The organism is Paraburkholderia fynbosensis (assembly GCF_902859935.1).
Classification (GTDB): Bacteria; Pseudomonadota; Gammaproteobacteria; order Burkholderiales; family Burkholderiaceae; genus Paraburkholderia; species Paraburkholderia fynbosensis.
The window spans coordinates 1-2,538 of sequence record NZ_CADIKI010000064.1 but is presented as its reverse complement, the minus strand read 5'-3'; the positions used below and the strand labels follow the sequence as shown (position 1 = coordinate 2,538).

Genomic DNA, 2,538 nt, shown 5'->3' with positions numbered 1-2,538 from the left:
GGGGATCGTTGCCTCGTTCAAGTTTGCCGCTTCGCCGATCACCACAACTCGAAAACGTGCCGCGGACTTCAGCGCTTCGAGCCAAAACAAGACTTTTTCAACACAATCCTTCGAAAATCGGACGACGGCGTTGCCGAACCTCGACTGACCGAGATGGGTCGGCACATGCCTTTTGCATTGCACGCGCGGCCGGGATGAGCGTCGCGCTCGGTCGTCGGGCGCGGATCGGCCAGTTTGAGACTTTCGCTATGCGTGTCGCTCGGACATTCGGAAGTCGGCTTTGATCGGGAAACGGTCCTTCGACGGCAAGAAATTCGCGTCGTCCCGTCGGCCGTTGCGAGCGTCAATCGGCTGGAAACCGGTCTCTTCCACCAGACGTTTAACAATCGCCTTGGCAGTCGTGGTTTCTCAACCATTGTCGCCACGCGACTTTTTTCTGTTTGCATATCGCGCTGGTGAGCATCCAACGGCGCGACTGAATGCCGTGCTGAATGCGCTCGCAGACCCGTAGCCGGTCGCAGAAGCGATTTCGATCAAGGGACGACTTGTGAAGCGCAAAGCGTCTTTCGCCAAGGCCATCCGCCAGTTCAATACGTAGTCGCCAGGCGGTGTTCCCACCACTCTCGTGAATCGCTCGGCAAACGCCGAGCGGGACATTCCGGCCGTCATGGCCATCGCAGCAACGGTCCAATGCCGTGCAATGTCGGCGTGAATTTCGCGCAATGCGTGCGCGAGCTGTTCATCTGCGAGACCGGCCAGCATGCCTGGCTTCTCCGGCTCAGCTGCATCTACGGCACTCCGTGAGCGGAATGCTTCGACCAGCATAATCTCGATAAGACGATTTACGACGAAGGTCTGTCCTGGACGTGCGAATGATGCCTCCCGGTCTACCAATTCAATGATTCCCCGCAAAGCTGAAGCCGACCCGTTGGCGTTGCCGATGTGTACGACCGGTGACAAAAGTCCGTTCAGCAAGTTTGCATTGACGGTGTCAAAGCAAAAATGACCGCCGATGATCCGGGTGGAACCAGGGCCGCTACCGAACGACACCATGCGCAAGTTCGTCGGGTGTCGGAGCGCAGGAAACTCGAACATTTCGCCGGTTTCGCCTTTCGAGAGTACCCAGGACGGGGGCGCCGACATTAGCAGGAAGTCGCCTGCATTAATTTGCGCCGATGGGTAGCCGGTTGCTTCGAGCCGGCAAGAACCAGACATGAAGAGGCCGAAAACGACATGCTTGTTCGCTGGAAAGCGCAGAACCCAATCGCCCCGTCCCTCGAGATTTTTCAGGTCGAGCGCTCGTGGCCGCAGAAGCTCAATCAGTTGGGTAAGTGGTTCCAATTCTGGACGATTAGTAAATAATTGTGGATGATCGTTTATAGACCAACCGGTCTGTGACGTCTAGAGTATCTTCCGTGTCTACCGATTAACGTGCAGAGAACGGAGTACTAATGTCACAAACAGTTTTGATCACGGGATGCTCAAGTGGCTTCGGCAGAGCGACGGTACGAGCTTTTCTCGAAGCGGGTTGGAACGTCGTCGCGACCATGCGCGACACCTCGGGCTGGTCAGAAAAGGAATGCCCCCAAAATCTCCTCGTAGTTCATTTGGACGTACTTGACGCCACGACGATCGAGTCGTCGCTCAAGAGCGCGATCGAGCGCTTCGGCCAGGTGGACTGCCTCGTCAACAATGCAGGGCTCGCGTTGTTTTCCGTCTTCGAAGCCACACCGATCACTGTACTTCGTACGCTGTTTGAGACCAATGTCTTTGGTTCGATGCAAACGATGCAGGTGGTCATCCCTCATTTTCGGACTATCGGAGGCGGCAGAATAATCAATATAAGCTCCGGCTCAGCAATCCTGCCGGAGCCACTCATGGCAGCATACAGCGCAAGCAAATGTGCTATCGAGGGATTAACGGAGTCGCTGCAGTATGAGCTGCGTTCGCAAAACATCTTCGTCAAACTGATCGAGCCGGGTTTTGTCCCCGCCACAAATCTGGTTCGCAAGACCGCTGAACAGGCAACCTCCATCCCGGTTCCATCTGGTTATCAAAGCCTCGTTGATCGCACGATGGCGATGTATATGCTAGCGCCAAAGTTAACGCTCGCAACGGAGCAGGACGTGGCCCAAGCAATCGTAGAGGCGGCAACGGACGAAACCGAGCAATTGCGTTATGTCGTCGGCGATGATGCGAAGGAGTCCGCTCGAATGCGGCGCGAAACGTCGGAGCAAGATTACGCGTCGTGGGCAAAGGACAGGTTTCGGCCGGTAGCGCCCTGAATGTTGTCGCTAGCGAGCCAGGGCGCGGCGATGCGGGGCGGCAGTCGTGACGCACAAGTCAAGCGAAGATACTTGGACGACGGCCGGTGTTCTCTCGTAACGGGACGTTCGATATCTTCTCCCGGAGTGGCCGGTCCGGGGTGGCGGATTCAACCGGTGGATGCAATAGTTTGCTGGAACCGTTCGGCGGGCGTTTCGTAGTCCAGCGTCTTCCTTGGACGCTCGTTCAGTCGCCTTGCCACAGCGTTGAGTT

At 56.6% G+C, this 2,538-nt stretch carries 2 protein-coding genes; one reads left to right on the top strand and one right to left on the bottom strand.

The window, feature by feature from the left end:
* Window positions 1-408: 408 nt before the first annotated feature.
* Entirely contained in the window at window positions 409-1,341 is a 933-nt protein-coding gene (locus HV770_RS37985; RefSeq protein WP_175166521.1) for an AraC family transcriptional regulator, read from the bottom strand.
* A 110-nt stretch (window positions 1,342-1,451) separates the two neighbouring features.
* Here HV770_RS37985 and HV770_RS37980 point away from each other — a divergent pair, with 110 nt between their 5' ends.
* Window positions 1,452-2,285, top strand: a complete 834-nt coding sequence (locus HV770_RS37980; RefSeq protein WP_175166520.1) for an SDR family oxidoreductase — start codon at window positions 1,452-1,454, stop codon at window positions 2,283-2,285.
* Window positions 2,286-2,538: the final 253 nt, after the last annotated feature.

What these genes read in the sequence shown, in the direction of transcription:
- HV770_RS37980 (WP_175166520.1), top strand. Translation starts at nt 1,452, where the DNA reads ATGTCACAAACAGTTTTGATCACGGGATGCTCAAGTGGCTTCGGCAGA.